Here is a 12,450-nt window from a genome sequence, read left to right as displayed (position 1 = left end):
TGCCTGGGTTTGTGTCTGGGGGGGAATTACTGTGGTAGCCATAATCTTGAGTGCATCGGTCGTCGCCGCGATCGGGCTGCAAGCCGCACCGTCTGCATCGACCGTCGATCTGTTCTGTCGCGGGCGGGGCGATCGCTTCGTCACCACCCAAGTCCAGGTGCGACAGTCGGACGGCACGATGAAGAATCAGTCCAACAGCCGTCGCGTGCCATTTGACGACGCCATTCGGATCAAAGTCGCGGGCAACAGCGGCGAAGCGCTGATCCCCGACGCGATGCTGGGTGACGATGACCAGCGCGGCTGGCACGAAATCAAGAAGCTGGAAGTGACGCCGTCGACGATCGCGGGCAAAGTCTATTTCGGGTGGTTGTTCAGCCCGGTCATGTCGCTCAACCGCGAAACCGGGACGCTGCGCATCACCGGATCGCTGGCGAATTTCTCCGGCAGTTGCACGCCCTATACCGGCCAGTCCATGGCCCGCGCACCTCGCGCTGCGCCGTCGCGGATGGCCGGCAGCGCCGCTCCTGCCGGCGGCGATGCCCGCGACGCCGCGCGCGCCGCCGCCGCGCGTGCAGGGAGTCGGGACGCGGCGCGCAGCGCTGCGGTTAAGGCTGACCTCGCCTTCCGCCTGTTCAACGCCAGCAGCGAATCGATCGTCGAATTCGCCATGATGGGCGCATCGGGCACGCCCAGCGCCAACTGGTTCCGCACCAGCGGTCCGCTCGCCGCCAATCTGTTCCGCAAGATGAATTTTTCCACCGGCACCACCTGTACGCACATCGTTCGCGTCACCTTCGCTGGCGGAGGGCGCACCACGCGACCGATCAATTTTTGCGGCAAGAATATTCTCTATGTCAGCAATGATGATATCTGGATCGAATGACGATCGCCAAGGGCTGACCGGCGCGCAACGTCCGCAGGCGCTGCGGCTGGACTGGGGATACGCATGAAGCTGGCGCTTTCGACCATCATTGCCGATATCGTCGCCCAGATGGGCGAGGCGGCCGAACGCGGCAAGGTCGCCGATTATATTCCCGAACTGGCCAAGGTCGATCCCGCCCAATTCGCCATAGCCATCGCCACCGCGGACGGCGATCTGTTCACCGGCGGCGACGCGGACACCGGTTTTTCGATCCAGTCCGTGTCGAAAGTGTTCGCCCTCACCCTCGCGCTCGGCAAGGTGGGCGACCAGCTTTGGGATCGTGTCGGGCGGGAGCCGTCGGGCAATGCCTTCAATTCCATCGTTCAGTTGGAACGGGAGGCTGGCATCCCGCGAAATCCCTTCATCAATGCCGGCGCGATCGTCGTGGCCGACGTCAATCTGGGCGGGCACCAGCCGCGCGTCGCCATCGGTGAGATGCTGCGTTTCGTGCGCTATCTGAGCGGCGACGACAGCATTGCCATCAATGAGGATGTCGCCGCGTCGGAAACCGCGACCGGATTCCGTAACATGGCGCTCGCCAATTATATGCGCGCCTTCGGCAATGTCCGCCATCAGGTCGATCTGGTGCTGGGCACCTATGTCCACCAATGCGCGATCGAGATGAGCTGTCGCCAGCTAGCGCTCGCGGGCCGATATCTGATGCTCGACGGCCGGCACCCGGACGGGGGCAGGGTGGTGTCGCCCAGCCGCGCGCGGCGCATCAACGCGCTGATGCTGACCTGCGGCCATTATGACGCGTCGGGCGACTTCGCCTTCCGCGTCGGCATCCCCGGCAAGTCGGGCGTGGGCGGCGGCATCCTCGCCATCGTGCCGGGCCGCGCATCGATCGCGGTCTGGTCGCCGGGCCTCAACGACAGCGGCAATAGCTGCCTTGGCACCCAGGCGTTGGAACGCCTGGCGCGCCACACCGGCTGGTCGGTATTCAGTCCACCGCAGGAGGGGGATTAGTGCGGTGTTAATCTATATCCGTTCGTTTCGAGCGAAGTCGAGAAACCTGCGCATGGCTTCTCGACTTCGCTCGAAGCGAACGGATCATGATCGGGTCTCACCTCATCCCACCTCATCGGGCCGCAATCGCCGCAACTTGGGCGCGGTTTCCATCTGCGCTGCTTCCTTGATCCCAACGCGCAGATCCTCGCGCATCTGGTGGATCGACGCGATCACCGGCCCCATCGCGACGCCCAGGTCGACCAGCGCCGTCTCGGCCAGTTGCAGCGAGCTTTCCAGCGTTTCGGGCACCGCGTCGCTCGCCCCAGCCTTGTAGAGCTGCGCGGCATGATCGGTGTCGCGCGCGCGGGCGATGATCGGCAGGTCGGGCACCCAGCCGCGCACGCGCTTGGTGACGCGCACCGACAGCACCGGATCGTCCATCGTCAGGATGAGCGCGCGGGCATGGCCCAGCCGGAGCCGGTCGAGCATTTCCACCCGCGCCACGTCGCCGAACAGGATCGGATAGCCCAGCCGCCTTGCCTCCGCGACGACATCGGGGTCCGATTCGACCACGACGAACCGCTGCTTGTGGCTCTTGAGCAGGTCGCACACCATGCGGCCGACGCGGCCGAAGCCGATGACCACAGCCGCCGCCTCGATATGCTCCTCGGTCGCCTCGATCCGCTCCTCGCCGATCGCCATTTCCAGCCGCCGCGCGACGTCATGGCCGATCCGCGCTAGCAGCGGCGTGATGGTCAGGCCAATGGCCGTCACGATCTGCCAGAAGGCGGCTGTCGATGGCAGGATCAGTTGCGCCGCAGCGGCCGTCGACAGCACGATCAGCGTGGTTTCCGACGGGCTGGACATCAGCACCCCGACCTCCAGCGCCACGCCCTTGCGCACGCCCGACAGGTAGAGCAGCGTCGATGTCACCAGCGTCTTGGCCAACACCACGCCCATGACGGCAAGCAGCAGGCTGGGCCAGTTGGCCAGGATGACGCGGATGTCCAGGCTCATGCCCACGGTAATCAGGAACACGCCCAGCGCCAGCCCCTTGAACGGGGCGGTCATCACCTCGACTTCGCTATGATAGTCGGTTTCGGCGATCAATATGCCCGCCAGCAGCGCGCCCACGATCGGCGACAGGCCCGCGATCGATGTGGCGAGGCTGGAGACGATCACCACCAGCAGGCTGGCCGCCAGGAATACTTCGGGACTTTTCGTGCGCGCTGCCTGGCTGAAAATATGCGGCAGGACGAGCCGGCCCAGCACCAGCATGACGGCGATGGTGATGCCGCCCTTCAGCAGCGTCGTGGCCATTTCGCCCCACGCCCCGTCGGGACTGGCGGCGACGGACGGGGCCAGCGCGCCCAGCATGAAGATGATCGGCACCAGGGCCAGATCCTCGAACAGCAGCATGGAGAAGGCGGCACGCCCGACCGCGCTTTGCGTGCCGACCATCGGCAGCACGACCGCCGTGGAGGACAGCGCCAGCGCCAAACCCAGGCCGATCGCGCCAGCGGTGGGCTGTCCCAGCAGATAGAGGCCCGTCGCGATCAGCAGCGCGCCGCCGATCAACTCGGTCGCACCCACGCCGAACACCTGCGCGCGCATCGTCCATAATCGGCGGAAACTCAGTTCCAGCCCGATAGAGAACAGCAGCAATATGACGCCTAGCTCGGCGAACGGCTCGATCGCCTCGCCATTGGATATGGTGACATGATAGAGCCAGGGATATTGGCTGACCAGCGATCCCAGCCCCGCCGGACCGACCGCCAGGCCGACCAGGATGAACCCGATGACAGGGCTGATGCGCAGCCGCGCGAAACCGGGGATGACCAGTCCCGCCGCCCCCAGGATAACAAGAGAGTCGCTAAAACTGTTGGGATTGATCGCGCCGGCCATGCCGGCATCATTGCGGCTGCGTGCCGTAATATCCAGTCTTTTGGTGGAAAAAAGCAGATTGTCGAGGATGGTGCGGACGGCGGGACTTGAACCCGCATTTCCAGGGGAAGGCGGATTTTAAGTCCGCTGCGTCTACCGATTTCGCCACGTCCGCCCGTCATGCCACGGGGCAACGCCTCCCCTGACGGCTGGCGCGCGGCAGGTCAAGCCATGGATCGACACATTAGATCGATATGATGGATCGGCTCAGGCGTTGTCCTTGCCGTTCAACCGTTCGCGCATTTCCTTGCCCGGCTTGAAATAGGGCACGCGTTTGGCCGACACCGGCACCTGTTCCCCGGTGCGCGGGTTGCGCCCGGTGCGCGCATCGCGCGCGCGGGTGGTGAAGGCGCCGAAGCCGCGCAGTTCCACGCGGCCACCGGTGGATAGCCGATCGACAATCTCCCTGAAGAAGAGATCGACGATCTTTTCCACTTCCGGCAGGCTGAGCCCCGGATTCTCCTCGGCCAGCTTCTGGATCAATTCCGAACGGATCATTGGTACTCCAGCGCCCCTCTGCTGTGCCCCATGCCCTGCATAGAGGTTCCGCAAGGCGTTGACAATCGGGCAACATCAAGATCGTTACGTTTCCAAAATCATGATGGCGTCACTGCCATGAAAAAGGCCCGCCGGACAGGGGTCCGACGGGCCTTTTTCATGTTTCAAAAGCGAGGAAGGCTCAGCCTTCGGTCTTCGCCTTGAGCGCTTCGCCGAGGATATCGCCCAGCGACGCGCCGCTGTCGGACGAACCATACTGCGCGACGGCCTGCTTCTCTTCGGCGATCTGCATCGCCTTGACCGAGAAGGTCGGCTTCTTGGCGCGGTCGAAACCGGTCACCATCGCGTCGAACTTCTGGCCGATCTGGAAGCGCTCCGAACGCTGCTCGTCGCGGTCGCGACCCAGGTCGCTGCGCTTGATGAAGCCGGCCGCGCCGTCTTCGCCAGCCTGGACTTCCAGGCCGCCGTCGCGGACTTCAAGGACGGTCACGGTGACGATCGCGTTCTTGTTGAGGCCAGCCGATGCAGCGGCGGTGCCGCCAGCGGCCGGGCCGCCACGCTCAAGCTGCTTCATGCCCAGGCTGATGCGCTCCTTCTCGACGTCGATGTCGAGAACGACCGCCTGCACGGCCTCACCCTTGCGATGCAGCGCCAGCGCGTCTTCGCCCGAAATGCCCCACGCGATGTCGGACATGTGGACCATGCCGTCGACGTCGCCGTCCAGGCCGATGAACAGGCCGAACTCGGTGGCATTCTTGACTTCGCCTTCGACGGTCGAACCGATCGGGTGACGCTCGGCAAAGCTGTCCCACGGGTTCGACTGGGCCTGCTTGAGGCCAAGCGAAATGCGGCGCTTTTCGGGATCGACTTCCAGAACCAGGACTTCGACTTCCTGGCTGGTCGATACGATCTTGCCGGGGTGGACGTTCTTCTTGGTCCAGGACATTTCCGACACATGGACCAGGCCTTCGATGCCCGCTTCCAGTTCCACGAACGCACCATATTCGGTGATGTTGGTGACGCGGCCCGACAGCTTGGCGCCGATGGGGTACTTGGCGCTCGCGCCTTCCCACGGATCGCTTTCCAGCTGCTTCATGCCGAGCGAGATGCGCTGCGTGTCGCGGTTGATGCGGATGATCTGCACGCGAACGGTGTCGCCGATGTTGATCATCTCATTGGGGTGATTGATGCGCTTGTACGACAGGTCGGTGACGTGCAGCAGGCCATCGATGCCGCCCAGGTCAACGAACGCACCATAGTCGGTGATGTTCTTGACGACGCCTTCGATGATCTGACCTTCGGCCAGCGTCTGGATAAGGCCGCTGCGCTGTTCGGCGCGGGTTTCTTCCAAGATGGCGCGACGCGACACGACGATGTTGCCGCGGCGGCGATCCATCTTCAGGATCTGGAAGGGCTGCGGGATGTCCATCAGCGGAGTAACATCGCGCACGGGGCGGATATCGACTTGGCTGCCGGGCAGGAACGCCACGGCGCCGTCCAGGTCGACGGTGAAGCCGCCCTTGACGCGACCGAAGATGACGCCTTCGACGCGGGCGCTCTCGGTGAACTCGGCTTCCAGCTTGTCCCAGGCGGCTTCGCGGCGGGCGCGATCACGCGACAGCATGGCTTCGCCATGGGCGTTTTCGACGCGGTCGACATAGACTTCGACTTCGTCGCCGACCTTCAGGTCAGCCTTCTGGCCCGGCGCTGCGAATTCGCGCAGCGGCACGCGGCCTTCGGACTTCAAACCGACGTCGATGACGGCCAGGTCGTTTTCGATGGCGGTAACGGTGCCCTTGACGACGCGGCCTTCAAAGCCGCCGTCCTCACCACCGAGAGAATCATTGAGAAGCGCGGCGAAATCGTCGCGCGTGGGAAATGCCGTAGAGGCCATGGTTAGTCCTTCACTCATCATTGCTGGCCAACCGGTTGTGTCCGATGGTCTTTGGCCAAAGCATGCCCAGGACCGAATATCCTGCACATATCCCGCGCGTTAGAGGACAAGGGAACGCGCGGTCTTGAAAAGCCAAAAGGGCGCCCGGAACAACCGCGCGCCTTGACGGGTCAACTTCTGGAGCGACCTTCAAGCTGGGCGTCCACAAGCGCAACAGCCCGCTGGACGGCCGCGTCTATAGTCAAATTGCTCGTATCTAGCAAGTCCGCGCCGTCGGCCTGCTTGAGCGGGGCATGGTCGCGGCTCATATCGCGCGTGTCGCGCGCCTGGATGTCCGCGACAAGTGTGTCCATGTCGGGATTGCCGCCATGGCCGAGCGCGTCCTTGTAGCGGCGCTCCGCGCGGACATGGACGCTGGCCGTCACGAAAATCTTGGCGTCTGCGTCCGGCGCGATCACCGTGCCGATGTCGCGCCCGTCCAGGATCGCGCCGCCCGGCTGGGTCGCGAAATCGCGCTGCCGCTGGATCAGCGCGTCGCGCACGCTCTGATGCACCGACACGCGGGAGGCAAGCGAGCCGACCGCTTCGCTCCGCAGCGCGGGGTCGACCAAGATGGCATCCTCGAAGCCGGCCGCGGCCAGCGCGTCGGCTTCTACGTCCGGGTCACCGCCCGCCTTGAGCACGGACAGGCCGACCGCGCGATACAGTAGGCCGGTGTCCAGCACCGGAAGGCCATAATGGCGGCCCAGCGCCTTGGCGATCGTCCCCTTGCCCGATGCGGCGGGGCCATCAACGGCAATAATCATGGCTTTTTCCCTTTGAGCGCATTGCCCAGCCCCAGCAGGGCGATTGCGGCCCAAACCACTTCCAGCGCCATCGACGCCAGATTGAAATGCACCGTCAGCGACCAGATGAGCAACAGCGCGCCGGCCAGGTTCATGAGGTTGAAGATGACGAAATTCAGGGTGCGCGCCATATTGCTATAGGCATAGGCAACGACCATCAGCGCGCTGCCGATCAAGCCTACGACATTTGCCCAATCCCAGTCAAAGGCGTCGAATGTCATGCGAGTCCTCCCAATTGTTGCAACAGCGGCACGAAGGTCGGAAAGCTGGTCGCGACCGGGCGCATATCGTCGATGGTGACGCCATCCTTCGACACCAGGCCTGCCACAGCGAAGCTCATCGCGATGCGATGGTCCAGCTTGGTCGCGATCGGCCCGCCACCAGCCAGCGGGGCGCCGCCGCTGCCCTCGATGACGATGCCGTCCTCCAGTTCCTCGACGGATACGCCGATCTCCCGCAGCCCGCCCGCCATGGTGGCGATCCGGTCCGATTCCTTGACGCGCAGCTCGTCCAGTCCCCGAAATACGCTGCGGCCCTGCGCCAACGCCGCCGCGATGAAGGCGACCGGATATTCGTCGATCATGCTGGGCGCGCGCGCCGGGTCCGGCTCCACCCCCTTGAGCGCCGACGCAGTGACGATCAGGTCGCCCACCGGCTCGCCGCCGACCTCGCGCACGTTGATGACCTCGATCGATCCGCCCATCTCGCGCAGCAGGTCGATCAGGCCCGCGCGGGTCGCGTTCAGGCCGACATTGGCGATGGTGACCTGCGATCCCGGCACCAGCAGGGCCGCGACCATCGGGAAAGCGGCGGAGGAGGGGTCGCCGGGCACGACGATCTGCTGCGGCCTCAATTCCGCCTCGCCCACCAGCGTGATGACCCGCGTCCCGTCCGCCTCTATCTCGACAGTCAGGTCGGCGCCGAAACCCTTGAGCATCCGCTCGCTATGGTCACGGGTGGGGACGGGTTCGACGACGCGGGTGATGCCCGGCGTGTTGAGGCCCGCCAGCAGGATCGCCGACTTCACCTGCGCCGAGGCTACGGGCAGCCGATAGTCGAGCGGCACGGCGGGGCAGGCACCCCTCATCGTCAGCGGCAGGCGATCGCCCGGACTGCTCGTGAAACTCGCTCCCATGCGCGCCAGCGGCTGCGTCACGCGCGCCATCGGGCGCTTGCTGAGCGATGCGTCGCCCACGAACGTCGCGGTCAGGTCATGACTGGCCAGCAGCCCCATCAGCAGCCGCGTCGACGTGCCGCTATTGCCCATGTCGAGCGCCGTCTCAGGCTGCAACAACCCGCCCACGCCCACGCCATGGATGTGCCAGACGCCATCGGCATCACGCTCGATCGTCGCGCCCATCGCCCGCATCGCAGCGGCCGTAGCCAGCACATCCTCGCCCTCCAGCAGCCCTTCGACCCGGCTATGACCGATGGCCAGCGCCGACAGCATCAGCGACCGGTGGGAAATGCTCTTGTCGCCCGGCACGGTGACGCTGCCCGCCAGCGGCGGCGCGGCGGTGAAGGTCATCGGAGTGGGCTTGTCGTCTATAGGGGTCACGGGGTATCCATCATCTTTGGAACCGAAAAAATGCGCCCGGCTTTTGACAGCGCGCTTGCGCTATGGCAAGGCGCGCCTCGCTTTGCGGGCAACGTCTGTTGTGCCGCGTTACATTCTATTTGAGCATCTAAGAAGGAACAGGCCGGACATGGTGAAGGCTGAATGGGGCACGAAGCGGACCTGCCCGAAATGCGCCACGCGCTTCTACGACCTGGGCAAGGATGATCCGGTAACCTGCATCAATTGCGGCAGCGCCTGGGAACCCGAACCCGTGCTGAAGTCGAAGCAGCCGCTTCCTTATGAGGAAGCCGCGCCCAAGAAGGTGATCGAGACCGCAGATGGCGAGCTGGAAACGGCCGACGACGATCTGGACATCGATGTCGATGATGACGGCGATTCGCCAGATAATGACGTCGATCTGGGTGGTGACGACGACCTGGGCGTCGAAGCTGCCAGCGACGACGACAGCGACGACAATTAACTGAAATTTGTTCTTGCCAAGGGGGTTGCTGCCACCTAATGGCAGCGACCTCCGAGGTGCCGGACCCAACGGCGCTTCACTGGTACGGGGCCTTAGCTCAGCTGGGAGAGCGCCTGCATGGCATGCAGGAGGTCAGCGGTTCGATCCCGCTAGGCTCCACCAATTTTTCGGAAGTAGAAAATGTCCCGGGGACATTTTCCCGAAAAATTCCTGAGCGCAAGCGAGGGGCGCCCGATCATTTGGGGGGGCGCGCTTCCGCCGTGCCAGGACATATAGATGGCCGACGGCATTGCCGGACATGGCCTGACCCTATGCAGACGGCCCGGCCGCGCATGATGGGGCCTTAGCTCAGCTGGGAGAGCGCCTGCATGGCATGCAGGAGGTCAGCGGTTCGATCCCGCTAGGCTCCACCAATTTTTCGGAAATAGAGAATGTCCGGGGGACATTTTCCCGAAAAATTCCTGAGCGCAGGCGAAGGCCCCCAGGTCCTCCCTATATCCCGACGTTGCTCATGCATTGCTATCCAGACTCGCCAAAGCATCGCTTTCCTGCCATTGCGGGCGAATGAAGGACGAACTGGCGATCCAGACCGCCGAACAGGGCGATGACGACGCGATCCGCGCCATCCTGATGCACCTATGCGACACCACGCATATGGGCTTTGCGGCGGTTGCGCGCGTGACGGAGGATCGCTGGATCGCCTGTCAGGTACTGGACAAGGTTGCCTTTGGCCTTGAACCTGGCGCGGAACTCGACGTGCAGATGACCATCTGCAACGAAATCCGCCAGACCGAAGATTATGTGGTCATCGATCATGTCGACGCCGACATCGCCTGGCGCAAGCATCCTGTGCCGATCTTCTACGGCTTCAAAAGCTATGCGTCCTTCCCGGTCATCCTGCCGGACGGCAGCTTCTACGGTACGCTTTGCGCGCTCGATCCCGCGCCCCGCCTGGTAAGTGAGCCGGCGACGATCGCCGCCATCGAAGGCTTCGCGCGCGATGTCGGTGCCCTGTTGTCCGCCCGCACCCACTTGCACGCCGCGGCGTCAGGTACGACTACGAGCGCCCAGCGCCCTCAGGCGGGCTGAACGAAGCTGTCCATCACCCGTTTGCGTCCGGCCGTCTCGAAATCGATCTCCAGCTTATTGCCCTCAATCTCCGCGACGGTGCCATAGCCGAATTTCTGGTGGAATATCCGCAGGCCGACGGTCATGTCGTCACGGCCCTTGTTGCCCAGAGACACCGCCGACGCCCGCGCTTCCACGATCCGCACCGGTTCCCGGCTGAACTGGCCGGTCGATTGCGCCCGCTGCCAGCCTGGCCCGCGCCCTTCTCCGCGTCCGACATGCGCAAACGGATCGTCCCGTTCCGACCAGTTGGCGCGCCATAGTGACGCGCCGCCGGTCATGCTGCTCTCCGATTCGACATGCTCAGGCGGCAATTCGCCCACGAAACGCGACGGGATGCTGCTGGTCCACTGGCCATAGATGCGGCGGTTGGCGGCGTGGAGGATGGTGCAGCGCTTGCGCGCCCGCGTGATCGCCACATAGGCAAGCCGCCGTTCCTCCTCCAGGCTGTTGAGCCCGCCTTCGTCCAGCGCCCGCTGCGACGGGAAGATGCCTTCCTCCCATCCCACCAGAAAGGTCGTGTCATATTCCAGCCCCTTGGCGGCGTGGATGGTCATGATCGTGATCTTGGCGGACTCCGCCTGCGCCTCATTGTCCATGACAAGGGAGACGTGCTCCAGAAACGCCCCCAGCGTCTCATATTCCTCCATCGCGCGGGCGAGTTCGGACAGATTCTCCAGCCGCCCTGCGCTCTCGGTCGTGCGCTCCGCCTGCAACATCGCGGTATAGCCGCTCTCGTCCAATATCTGCCGCGCCAGTTCGGCATGGGGCAATTGCGTCGCCCGATCGCGCCAGCGCGCCAGATCGCCGATGAAATTGCCCAATGACCGCCGCGCCTGCGGCGTCAGCTCGTCCGTATCCAGGATACGCGCCGCCGCCAGCGCCAGGGGAATACCCTCCGCCCGCGCCAGCCGGTGCAGTTTCTCCACCGCCTTGTCGCCGAGGCCACGTTTGGGCACGTTGACGATCCGCTCGAACGCCAGGTCGTCGGCGGGCTGGTTCACCAGCCGCAAATAGGCCAGCGCGTCGCGAATTTCCGCCCGCTCATAGAAGCGGAAGCCGCCGACGATGCGATAGGGCAGTCCGATCTGGATAAACCGATCTTCGAACTCGCGGGTCTGGTGCTGGGCGCGAACCAGGATAGCGACCTCATCCAGCGATCCGCCATTACGCTGGACTTGCTCGATCTCCTCGCCGACGCGCCGGGCCTCCTCCGGCCCGTCCCATACGCCGATGACCTGCACCTTCTCGCCCACGTCGATATCGGTCCACAATGTCTTGCCCAGGCGATTGCCATTTTCCGCGATCACCCCCGACGCCGCGCCCAGGATATGGGGCGTGGACCGGTAATTCTGCTCCAGCCTTATGATCTTCGCGCCAGGAAAATCCTTTTCGAACCGCAGGATATTGGCGACTTCTGCGCCGCGCCATGAATAGATGGACTGGTCGTCGTCGCCCACACAGCACAGATTCTTGCGCGTCTGCGCCAGCAGCCTCAACCACAGATATTGGCTGGAGTTGGTGTCCTGATATTCGTCCACCATGATATATTTGAACCGCTGCTGATAGCCTTCCAGCACGTCGCGATGCTTCTTCAATATCGTCAGAACATGTAGCAGCAAGTCTCCGAAGTCACAGGCATTTACCTGACGCAGCCGGGCCTGATAATCGGCGTAGAGCTTCTGGCCCTTGCCATGGGCGTAGCCTTCCGCCTCGCCCGCGCCGACATCCTCTGGGGTCCAACCCTTATTCTTCCACTGATCGATTAACCCGGCGAGTTGCCGCGCGGGCCAGCGCTTCTCATCCACCCCCTCGGCCTGGATGAGCTGCTTAATCAGCCGCAACTGGTCGTCGGTGTCGAGGATGGTGAAATTGGATTGCAGCCCGACCAGTTCGGCATGGCGGCGCAGCATCTTGGCCGCGATCGCGTGGAATGTGCCCAGCCAGGGCATCCCCTCGACCGCCGGACCGATCATGCGGCCCACCCGCTCGCGCATTTCGCGCGCCGCCTTGTTGGTGAAGGTGACCGACAATATCTGCGATGGATAAGCGCGTCCGGTCGCGACCAGATGCGCCAGCCGCGCGGTCAGCGCCGCCGTCTTGCCCGTACCGGCCCCCGCCAGCACCAGAACCGGCCCTTCGGTGGTCAACACCGCCTCACGCTGCGGCGGATTGAGGTTGTTCATATAGGGCGGGTCGTTGGGGGAGGCGGCAGGGACTGTCATGGCA

11 protein-coding genes and 3 tRNA genes are annotated in these 12,450 nt (G+C 64.1%); 6 read left to right on the top strand and 8 right to left on the bottom strand.

All coding sequences use genetic code 11. The features are described 5' to 3' along the window. Window positions 1–31: 31 nt before the first annotated feature. The gene (locus CEQ44_RS14960) at window positions 32–883 is read left to right on the top strand and encodes a hypothetical protein (RefSeq protein ID WP_140419321.1); all 852 of its coding nucleotides are present in this window, start codon (window positions 32–34) and stop codon (window positions 881–883) included. A gap of 63 nt (window positions 884–946) precedes the next feature. Further along, the gene (locus tag CEQ44_RS14955) at window positions 947–1,891 is read left to right on the top strand and encodes a glutaminase (protein ID WP_088183883.1); all 945 of its coding nucleotides are present in this window, start codon (window positions 947–949) and stop codon (window positions 1,889–1,891) included. Window positions 1,892–1,993: 102 nt separating this feature from the next. Here the strand turns inward: CEQ44_RS14955 and CEQ44_RS14950 are convergent, their stop codons facing one another. The 7 genes from CEQ44_RS14950 to aroA all read right to left on the bottom strand — a co-directional run bounded on the left by CEQ44_RS14950 (window position 1,994) and on the right by aroA (window position 8,582). After that, the gene (locus CEQ44_RS14950; RefSeq protein WP_088183884.1) at window positions 1,994–3,778 is read right to left on the bottom strand and encodes a cation:proton antiporter; all 1,785 of its coding nucleotides are present in this window, start codon (window positions 3,776–3,778) and stop codon (window positions 1,994–1,996) included. A gap of 68 nt (window positions 3,779–3,846) precedes the next feature. Next, window positions 3,847–3,932, bottom strand: a tRNA-Leu gene (locus tag CEQ44_RS14945). Between the two features lie 92 nt (window positions 3,933–4,024). Beyond that, window positions 4,025–4,315, bottom strand: coding sequence for an integration host factor subunit beta (locus CEQ44_RS14940; RefSeq protein WP_088183885.1), 291 nt, complete (start codon window positions 4,313–4,315; stop codon window positions 4,025–4,027). Window positions 4,316–4,496: 181 nt separating this feature from the next. Then, window positions 4,497–6,209 (bottom strand): 30S ribosomal protein S1, encoded by a 1,713-nt coding sequence (gene rpsA, locus CEQ44_RS14935; RefSeq protein ID WP_088183886.1) that lies wholly within the window; start codon window positions 6,207–6,209, stop codon window positions 4,497–4,499. 170 nt (window positions 6,210–6,379) lie between these two features. After that, on the bottom strand, window positions 6,380–7,015 hold the full coding sequence (cmk, locus tag CEQ44_RS14930; protein WP_088183887.1) for a (d)CMP kinase: 636 nt from the start codon (window positions 7,013–7,015) through the stop codon (window positions 6,380–6,382). Beyond that, window positions 7,012–7,275, bottom strand: a complete 264-nt coding sequence (locus CEQ44_RS14925) for a hypothetical protein (RefSeq protein WP_088183888.1) — start codon at window positions 7,273–7,275, stop codon at window positions 7,012–7,014. Before CEQ44_RS14925 ends, cmk begins: the two co-directional genes overlap by 4 nt. Next, a complete protein-coding gene (gene aroA, locus CEQ44_RS14920; protein WP_176400312.1) occupies window positions 7,272–8,582 on the bottom strand; it encodes a 3-phosphoshikimate 1-carboxyvinyltransferase in 1,311 nt (436 codons plus the stop codon). Before aroA ends, CEQ44_RS14925 begins: the two co-directional genes overlap by 4 nt. A gap of 178 nt (window positions 8,583–8,760) precedes the next feature. Here aroA and CEQ44_RS14915 point away from each other — a divergent pair, with 178 nt between their 5' ends. The 4 genes from CEQ44_RS14915 (at window position 8,761) to CEQ44_RS14900 (ending at window position 10,182) form a co-directional block, all read left to right on the top strand. Then, window positions 8,761–9,093 (top strand): TIGR02300 family protein, encoded by a 333-nt coding sequence (locus tag CEQ44_RS14915; RefSeq protein ID WP_088183890.1) that lies wholly within the window; start codon window positions 8,761–8,763, stop codon window positions 9,091–9,093. A gap of 86 nt (window positions 9,094–9,179) precedes the next feature. Then, window positions 9,180–9,255: transfer RNA gene (locus CEQ44_RS14910), tRNA-Ala, on the top strand. A 175-nt stretch (window positions 9,256–9,430) separates the two neighbouring features. After that, a tRNA-Ala gene (locus tag CEQ44_RS14905) sits at window positions 9,431–9,506 on the top strand. 151 nt (window positions 9,507–9,657) lie between these two features. After that, window positions 9,658–10,182 (top strand): GAF domain-containing protein, encoded by a 525-nt coding sequence (locus tag CEQ44_RS14900; protein WP_176400295.1) that lies wholly within the window; start codon window positions 9,658–9,660, stop codon window positions 10,180–10,182. On the opposite strand, the gene CEQ44_RS14895 is transcribed toward CEQ44_RS14900, so the two are convergent. Beyond that, complete coding sequence (locus CEQ44_RS14895; RefSeq protein ID WP_088190035.1) at window positions 10,170–12,446, bottom strand: ATP-dependent helicase; 2,277 nt, start codon at window positions 12,444–12,446, stop codon at window positions 10,170–10,172. The two genes, CEQ44_RS14900 and CEQ44_RS14895, sit on opposite strands and share 13 nt — an antisense overlap. Between the last annotated feature and the right edge of the window lie 4 nt (window positions 12,447–12,450).

The sequence above is a fragment of the Sphingobium sp. Z007 genome (assembly GCF_900013425.1).
Taxonomy (GTDB): domain Bacteria; phylum Pseudomonadota; class Alphaproteobacteria; order Sphingomonadales; family Sphingomonadaceae; genus Sphingobium.
Note: the sequence above shows the minus strand (reverse complement) of the source record. Positions and strands in the feature narration are given on the sequence as shown.

What these genes read in the sequence shown, in the direction of transcription:
- CEQ44_RS14950 (WP_088183884.1), bottom strand. Translation starts at nt 3,778, where the DNA reads ATGGCCGGCGCGATCAATCCCAACAGTTTTAGCGACTCTCTTGTTATC.
- CEQ44_RS14940 (WP_088183885.1), bottom strand. Translation starts at nt 4,315, where the DNA reads ATGATCCGTTCGGAATTGATCCAGAAGCTGGCCGAGGAGAATCCGGGG.
- CEQ44_RS14915 (WP_088183890.1), top strand. Translation starts at nt 8,761, where the DNA reads ATGGTGAAGGCTGAATGGGGCACGAAGCGGACCTGCCCGAAATGCGCC.
- CEQ44_RS14925 (WP_088183888.1), bottom strand. Translation starts at nt 7,275, where the DNA reads ATGACATTCGACGCCTTTGACTGGGATTGGGCAAATGTCGTAGGCTTG.
- cmk (WP_088183887.1), bottom strand. Translation starts at nt 7,015, where the DNA reads ATGATTATTGCCGTTGATGGCCCCGCCGCATCGGGCAAGGGGACGATC.
- CEQ44_RS14895 (WP_088190035.1), bottom strand. Translation starts at nt 12,446, where the DNA reads ATGACAGTCCCTGCCGCCTCCCCCAACGACCCGCCCTATATGAACAAC.
- aroA (WP_176400312.1), bottom strand. Translation starts at nt 8,582, where the DNA reads ATGACCTTCACCGCCGCGCCGCCGCTGGCGGGCAGCGTCACCGTGCCG.
- CEQ44_RS14955 (WP_088183883.1), top strand. Translation starts at nt 947, where the DNA reads ATGAAGCTGGCGCTTTCGACCATCATTGCCGATATCGTCGCCCAGATG.
- CEQ44_RS14900 (WP_176400295.1), top strand. Translation starts at nt 9,658, where the DNA reads ATGAAGGACGAACTGGCGATCCAGACCGCCGAACAGGGCGATGACGAC.
- rpsA (WP_088183886.1), bottom strand. Translation starts at nt 6,209, where the DNA reads ATGGCCTCTACGGCATTTCCCACGCGCGACGATTTCGCCGCGCTTCTC.